The organism is Mesorhizobium sp. M0293 (assembly GCF_040321735.1).
Lineage (GTDB): Bacteria > Pseudomonadota > Alphaproteobacteria > Rhizobiales > Rhizobiaceae > Mesorhizobium.
In genome coordinates, this window is the sequence record NZ_JAMYSA010000189.1 from 1 (window position 1) to 7,038 (window position 7,038).

The window sequence follows — 7,038 nt, forward strand, 5'->3', positions numbered from 1 at the left end:
CGATGGAGCTCGGCGGCAACGCGCCGTTCATCGTCTTCGACGACGCCGATCTCGAACGCGCCGTCGCCGGTGCGATCACCGCCAAATATCGCAATTCCGGCCAGACTTGCGTTTGCACCAACCGCTTCCTGGTTCAGGCCGGTGTCTATGACAAGTTCGTCGAGAAGCTCGCCGCCGCCAGCAACGGGCTGAAGGTTGGTTCCGGCCTCGAGGACGGCGTGCAGCAGGGACCGCTGATCGACGAGAAGGCGGTCGAGAAGGTCGAGGAGCTGATCGCCGACGCGACTTCCAAGGGCGGCAAGATCGTTGCCGGCGGCAAGCGCCATGCGCTCGGCGGTTCGTTCTTCCAGCCGACTGTCATCGCCAACGCCACACCCAAGATGCGCTTCATGAAGGAAGAGATCTTTGGGCCGGTAGCACCCGTGTTCAAGTTCGAGACCGAACAGGAAGCCATCGCGCTTGCCAACGACACCGAATTCGGCCTCGCCTGCTATTTCTATACCGGCGATCTCGGCCGCGCCTTCCGGGTCATGGAAGGGTTGAAATACGGCATGGTCGGCGTCAATGAAGGCCTCATCACCACGCCGGAGGCACCGTTCGGCGGCGTCAAGGAATCGGGCCTCGGCAAGGAAGGCGGACATCAGGGCATCGAGGATTACCTCGACACCAAATATGTCTGCATCGGCGGCCTCGGTCTCTGATAGGCTACCTCTGAGATGGGGGGCCGATGGCCTGCCCATCTCTCATGGGAAAACCAGCCGAAATCCTCTGGATCAACTGACATTTACGGGCATGGCGATGAAGGACGGCGAGGTTTTCGGTACGACGCAGGCAGGCGAGGCGGTGCGTCGCTTCACGATCAGGGGCGGCGGTATCACCGCCAACATCATCGGTCTAGGCGCTATCATCCAGGATCTGCGCCTGACCGGGCACGATGCACCGCTGGTGCTCGGCTATGACAATCTGGGATCCTATGAGACCGACACGGCCTTCTTTGGCGCGGTCGTCGGCCGCTATGCCAACCGCATCCGCGACGGCCGTTTCACCATTGGCGGCAGCCGCTACCAGACCGAGCAAAATTTCCTCGACAAGCATACGCTGCATGGCGGTTCGCAAGGTTACTCCCATCGGCCGTGGACGGTTTCCTTGCATGGCAGGGATTTCGTCACGCTGACCCTGCACGATCCCGACGGCACGATGGGTTTTCCCGGCGCGCTTGACGTCACCTGCACCTACCGGCTGAAGATCCCCGGCACGCTCAGCGTCGAACTGTCCGCCACCTGCGAGGAACCGACGCTGTGCAATCTCACCCAGCATTCTTATTTCAACCTGGATGATGGCGGCGCCGGCGACATTCTCGACCACAGGATGATGCTGAATGCCGGCGCCTATCTGCCGGTCGATGGCGACATGATCCCGACCGGAGTGGTCAAGCCGGTTGACGGCACGCCGTTCGATTTCCGCCAGGCGCGGCCGCTGCGTATGGAGACCGAGGGTGAACAACTGCCCTACGACCAGAATTTTTGCCTTGCCGCGTCACGTGGACCACTCAAGCAGGCGGCATGGACGCAAGGCGCCAATTCCGGTGTCGAGATGGAAGTCTGGACCACCGAGCCCGGCGTTCAGCTCTATACCGGCCAATATGTGACGCCGCGCACCGGGCTGGAGGGGCGCAACTACAAGGCCTTTTGCGGTTTCTGTCTGGAGCCGCAGGTGTGGCCGGATGCGCCGAATCGGCCATATTTCCCACAGGCGACGCTGTGGCCGGGCGCGATCTACCATCATGTCACAGAATATCGTTTCCGCCTGCCTTAAGGTCTGCCGATATTCAGGTGAGGCCGGCCTGCAAACAGCAGTTTCCTGCGCTTCCGGTGCTTACGCACCCAAAAGTACGCTCCGCTCCGGTTCTCGGAACCTACTGTTTTCGGCTCGGCCTGACCTGAATCTCACCGGACCTTAGCCTTCGAAAGCGTTTCGCAACGTCTCGAAAGGTGCCAGCGCGCCGCGCACCTGCACCACGGCGGCGGCGACACGATGGGCACGGCGCGCGGCTTCCAGCGGGTCGTGGCCGGCGAGTCGGGCCGCAAGGTAGCCGCCGTTGAAGGAATCGCCTGCGCCGGTCGTATCGACGGGGTCGGTGACATGGATCGCCGGGACTTCGCACAGCGTTCCTCCTTGGGCAATCAGCGCCGGTGCTTCGCCATTCTTGACGACGATCTCGCCAACGAGTTGCCCGAGCCGCTCTGCGGTCGCCTGCGGTGTTGCATCGCCGAACAGCATCTGCTCGTCGGGGAAGGTCGGCAATGCGATGTCGGTGACGGCAAGCGCTTCGGCGATCGCGGCCTGCGCCTCCTCACGATTGCGCCAGAGCCGCGGCCGGTAATTGGGATCGAATGCGACACGTGAACCAGCCGAGCGCGCCTTGGCGACGGCCGCTAACAGGGTGGCGCGCGCAGCCTCGTCCAGAATTGCCAAAGTAATTCCGCTGAAGTAGGCAAGAGACTGATTTTCCAGGCTTTTCGATAATGCTGCAGGATCAGAGGCAAGCTGCCGCGCAGCGGCGTCGGAACGCCAGTAGGTGAAGGAACGCTCGGCGCCGGTGAGCGTGATGGCATAGAGACCAGGCCGTGCCCCGGCTATCACCGGGCTGGAGCCGATGCCAATGCCGTTCTCGGCGAAAAAGCCGATCTGGCCTTGCGAAAACGGATCGTCACCGAAGGCGGAGACATAGGTTGCCGGCCTCTCAGTGCTCAACGCGTGCAGCGCCCACAGCGTGTTGAACGTGTCGCCGGCAAAGCCCATGCGCCAGTTCGGTCCCGTCTGGCCCGACAGTTCGAGCATGCATTCGCCGATCGAGGCGACGCCGTTTCCCGCCATCTGCAATCCTCCAGTGATCTCGCTGCTGTAGCTTTTTGCCACCGGCAGCGCCATGCTTGGCAAGCAGGGTTTTTTCCGCCATGGCGTTTTCGCACAGCTGGCGGGATGCGATCCGTCCGGCAGAGCGTTGTCTGCAGAAGAGGAAACGGTTTGGCATCGATATGGCGCTATCTTCTGGCAGGTCTTGGTCTGGCTGCCTTGCTGGTCGGCATTCTCGCGGTCGTCTATCTGACGGCGCCGCGGTCGTCGCAGCCCGCCGGCCCGGATGTCTCCCGGACGAAGAAAACCGCCAACGGGCTGTTCGTGGCAAGTTTTTTGCCGGAGCGAGGCGTTGTGCGGCAAGGCCAACTGCAATCCTGGCTGCTGACGCTGAAGACAAAGGCTGGAGCGCCGGTGGAAGGGGCCGCGATCGCGATCTCCGGCGGCATGCCGCTGCACAGTCACGGCCTGCCGACCAGCCCGCAGGCGACCGACTATCTCGGCGACGGGCGCTATCGCATCGAAGGGGTGAAATTCACTATGAGCGGTTGGTGGCAGCTGCATTTCGCCATTTCGGCCACGGCCGGCTCCGACACCGTGGTCTTCAACGTGGTGCTGTGAGCAAGAAATGAGGCGGCTTTCACGTTTTCTGGCGCTGATGGTTACCGTTATTGTTGCCGGTTGCGGCAAGCCTGACTTTTCCGACGCCGAGAAGAAGACCATCGCCTCGCTGGCGCTGTCGGCACTGCCGCCGCTGAAACCCGACACCACCAATCGTTTTGCCGATGTGCCAGCCGCCGCCGCACTCGGCTCGACGCTGTTCTTCGATCAGGGCATGAGCCGTGACGGCACGGTATCCTGTTCGACCTGCCATAAGATCGACCGTCAATTCCAGGATGACCTGCCGCAAGCCGTCGGCGTCGGCCACACCAACCGGCGCACTATGCCGCTGGCCGGCGTGGCGCGCGATCCTTGGTTCTTCTGGGACGGCCGCCGCGACAGCCTGTGGGCGCAAGCGCTGACGCCGCTCGAAAATCCGCTGGAGCAGGCGGGAAACCGCACTGCCTACGCGCATTACATCAAGGCGCGCTTCGGCGAGCGCTATGAGCGCATTTTTGGTCCGCTGCCCGATCTTTCCGGCATGCCGTTGAATGCCAGCCCACAGGGAAATGATGCCGAGAAGGCTGCCTGGAACGCGATGAGCGGTGCGCAGCGTGACGCCATCAACGGCGTCTATGCCAATATCGGTAAGGCGATCGCCGCCTTCGAACGCTCGATCGAGCCGGTGCCGACGCGCTTCGACCGCTTTGCGCTGGATCTCGTCACCGGCGCCGAGCCGAAAGGGGACGCCGCCTTCTCGAAGGAGGAAATCCTTGGGCTGAAACTGTTTATCGGCAAGGCCAACTGCGTGACCTGCCACAACGGCCCGCGCTTCACCGACAACGGTTTTCACAACACCGGCGTGCCGCCCGTTGCCGATCTGCCGCCGGATCGCGGCCGTATCGATGCCGTGGCCCAAGTCGAGGCCGACCCGTTCAACTGCTTCGGCGCCTATCGCGATGGCGACGCCGGCGCCTGCGGCGAACTGCGCTTCATGGTCAAGGATGCGCCGCAACTCATCCGCGCTTACAAGACGCCGTCGCTGCGCGGGGCCGCGACCCGTCCGCCCTACATGCACGCCGGTCAGTTCTCGTCGCTCGACGAGGTGGTTGCGCATTACGCCAAGGCTGCGCCCAGCGTCGAGGGGACATCCGAAGTTCACCCCCTGGAGTTGTCGGATCGTGAGCGTGCGGCGCTGGTGGCTTTCCTGAAGACGCTTTCGGAGTGAGTTACCGATCCTTGACCGTCTCCATTGCCACGAATGTCGAGGTCTGGGCCACATGGGGCAGGGCCGAGATGCGCTCGCCCAAGACGCGGCGGTAAGCGGCGATATCCCGGGTGCGGACTTTCAGCAGATAGTCGAAGCTCGACGCCATCATGTGACACTGCTCGATCTCCGGCACGGCGTGTACGGACCGGTTGAAGGCGTCGAGCGCGGCGGATCGCGTATCGGACAATTTCACCTGGACGAACGCGACGTGGCCTTCGCCTATCCGCTCGCGGTCGATGATCGCCTGGTAGCCCCTGATGTAGCCGTCCTTCTCCAGCCGCTTCACACGTGCCTGCACCGGCGTCTTCGACAGGCCGACCTTTGCCGCCAGTTCCGACATCGAAAGCCGTCCCTCGCTTGCCAGCGCCGCCAGAATATTCCTGTCGATGCGGTCCAATTGGTCTTCTGTCATCGAAAGTGCAGTCCATATGATAATTCTAGGCCGCTAGGATAGATCGAATGAGCTGCAATGTCGATTTCTTTGGACCGACTGAAATTTCTCACTTGTGCTAGCTTGCGCCTTTCGGTCCGGTGACCGCCGGCCCGCTCCCTGATGCTCGCTCCGCAGGACCGCCATGCCGCTCGATACCATCCGCCAGCAGATTCGCGCCAACTACCTTCCCGATGAAGACGAGGCCGTGAAGCGGCTGGCCGAGGCGACGGGGCTCTCCGCGAAAGACCGCAAGGCGATCTCGGCCCGGGCCGCCGATCTGGTGCGGGCGGTGCGCGGCTCGTCCGACCCGCGGCTGATGGAGGTTTTTCTCTCCGCCTATGGTCTCTCCACCAAGGAAGGCGTGGCACTGATGTGCCTGGCCGAAGCGCTGCTGCGCGTGCCCGACACCGAAACCATGGACGACCTCATCGCCGACAAGATCGCACCGCATGACTGGTCCGCGCATTCGGGCGGTTCGAGTTCGATCTTCGTCAACGCCTCGACCTGGGCGCTGATGCTGACCGGTCGCGTCCTCGACGAGGGCGAAGGCGGCATCGAAGGCACGCTGCGCTCAATGGTGCGGCGGCTCGGCGAGCCGGTCATCCGCAAGGCAGTGGCCGCCGCCATGCGCGAAATGGGCGAGCAGTTCGTGCTCGGTCGCACCATCACTGAAGCCGTCAAGCGCGGCCGGCCGATGACGCAGAAGGGCTATCTCTATTCCTTCGACATGCTGGGCGAGGCGGCTCGCACCGAGGCCGACGCCTTGCGTTATCACAAGGCCTATGCCGACGCGATTTCGTCGCTCGATTCCGGCTCCAACGGCCCTGATATCAGGCAGAACCACGGCATTTCGGTCAAGCTTTCGGCGCTGCATCCGCGCTACGAAGTGGCGCAGAAGGATGAGATGCTGCCGGTCATGGCCGAGCGACTGCTGTCGCTGGCGCTTGCCGCGCGCCATTCGCGCATGGGCTTGAACATAGATGCTGAGGAAGCCGACCGCCTCGATCTGTCGCTCGACGTCATCGAACGGGTGCTGGCCGAGCCGGAACTCGCAGGCTGGAACGGTTTCGGCGTCGTCGTCCAGGCCTATGGTCCGCGCGCCGCCTTTGCCATCGACTGGCTTTACGCGCTGGCCAAGAAATACGACCGCAACATCATGGTGCGGCTGGTCAAGGGCGCCTATTGGGACACCGAGATCAAGCGGGCGCAGACGCTCGGATTGTCAGGCTATCCCGTCTTCACCCGCAAGGCCAACACCGACGTCTCCTACATCGCTTGCGCGAAAAAACTGCTTGGCATGACCGACCGCGTCTATCCGCAATTCGCCACCCACAATGCCCACACCGTTGCCGCCATCCTGTCGATGGCCGACAATCGCGATACCTTCGAGTTCCAGCGCCTGCACGGCATGGGCGAGGCGCTGCACGAGACAGTGCGCCGGGCCGAAGGCACGCGCTGCCGCATCTATGCACCGGTCGGTGCGCATTCCGATCTGCTTGCCTATCTGGTCCGCCGGCTGCTGGAGAACGGCGCGAATTCCTCCTTCGTGCACCAGCTGACCGACGAGGATGTCGAGCCGGAGGACATTGCGCGTGATCCGCTCGAAACGGTCGAAAGCCAAGGTCCGGCCGCCAATCCGGCGATTGCCCGGCCTTCCCAGATTTTTGGGGCCGGCCGCCGCAACTCGAAGGGTTTCGATATCACCGACACGGTGACGCTGGCGACAATCGACAAGGCCAGGGCGGCATTCGCTGGGCCGGACCGCTGGCATGCCAAACCGATCACCCGCGCCGCCGGCTACGGCAAGCAGCGCGCGATCGTCAACCCGGCAAAGCCTTCCGAAGCGGTCGGCACGGTCAGCGAAGCCGCTGCCAAGCAG

7 protein-coding genes are annotated in these 7,038 nt (G+C 63.2%); 5 read left to right on the forward strand and 2 right to left on the reverse strand.

Translation table 11 applies throughout. The features are described from left to right. Both NKJ06_RS33605 and NKJ06_RS33610 read left to right on the forward strand, forming a co-directional pair. A partial coding sequence (locus NKJ06_RS33605; RefSeq protein WP_352812204.1) for an aldehyde dehydrogenase family protein occupies positions 1–701 on the forward strand: 701 nt, incomplete at its 5' end. Positions 702–792: 91 nt separating this feature from the next. Beyond that, entirely contained in the window at positions 793–1,815 is a 1,023-nt protein-coding gene (locus NKJ06_RS33610; RefSeq protein ID WP_352627946.1) for an aldose epimerase family protein, read from the forward strand. Positions 1,816–1,956: 141 nt separating this feature from the next. On the opposite strand, the gene NKJ06_RS33615 is transcribed toward NKJ06_RS33610, so the two are convergent. Then, positions 1,957–2,877 (reverse strand): sugar kinase, encoded by a 921-nt coding sequence (locus tag NKJ06_RS33615; RefSeq protein ID WP_352628138.1) that lies wholly within the window; start codon positions 2,875–2,877, stop codon positions 1,957–1,959. 150 nt (positions 2,878–3,027) lie between these two features. Here NKJ06_RS33615 and NKJ06_RS33620 point away from each other — a divergent pair, with 150 nt between their 5' ends. Beyond that, on the forward strand, positions 3,028–3,477 hold the full coding sequence (locus NKJ06_RS33620) for a FixH family protein (RefSeq protein ID WP_352627947.1): 450 nt from the start codon (positions 3,028–3,030) through the stop codon (positions 3,475–3,477). Positions 3,478–3,484: 7 nt separating this feature from the next. Then, positions 3,485–4,684, forward strand: coding sequence for a cytochrome-c peroxidase (locus NKJ06_RS33625; RefSeq protein ID WP_352627948.1), 1,200 nt, complete (start codon positions 3,485–3,487; stop codon positions 4,682–4,684). Between the two features lies 1 nt (position 4,685). Here NKJ06_RS33625 and NKJ06_RS33630 read toward each other — a convergent pair whose 3' ends face one another. Then, positions 4,686–5,138, reverse strand: a complete 453-nt coding sequence (locus tag NKJ06_RS33630) for an Lrp/AsnC family transcriptional regulator (RefSeq protein WP_352627949.1) — start codon at positions 5,136–5,138, stop codon at positions 4,686–4,688. 163 nt (positions 5,139–5,301) lie between these two features. Between NKJ06_RS33630 and putA the strand changes: the two genes are divergently transcribed. Beyond that, positions 5,302–7,038, forward strand: a 1,737-nt coding sequence (gene putA / locus NKJ06_RS33635) for a bifunctional proline dehydrogenase/L-glutamate gamma-semialdehyde dehydrogenase PutA (protein WP_352812206.1), incomplete at its 3' end; no start/stop codon positions are given.

Coding starts and splice junctions, on each gene's coding strand:
- NKJ06_RS33610 (WP_352627946.1), top strand. CDS start 793: ATGGCGATGAAGGACGGCGAGGTTTTCGGTACGACGCAGGCAGGCGAG.
- NKJ06_RS33615 (WP_352628138.1), bottom strand. CDS start 2,877: ATGGCGGGAAACGGCGTCGCCTCGATCGGCGAATGCATGCTCGAACTG.
- NKJ06_RS33625 (WP_352627948.1), top strand. CDS start 3,485: ATGAGGCGGCTTTCACGTTTTCTGGCGCTGATGGTTACCGTTATTGTT.
- NKJ06_RS33630 (WP_352627949.1), bottom strand. CDS start 5,138: ATGACAGAAGACCAATTGGACCGCATCGACAGGAATATTCTGGCGGCG.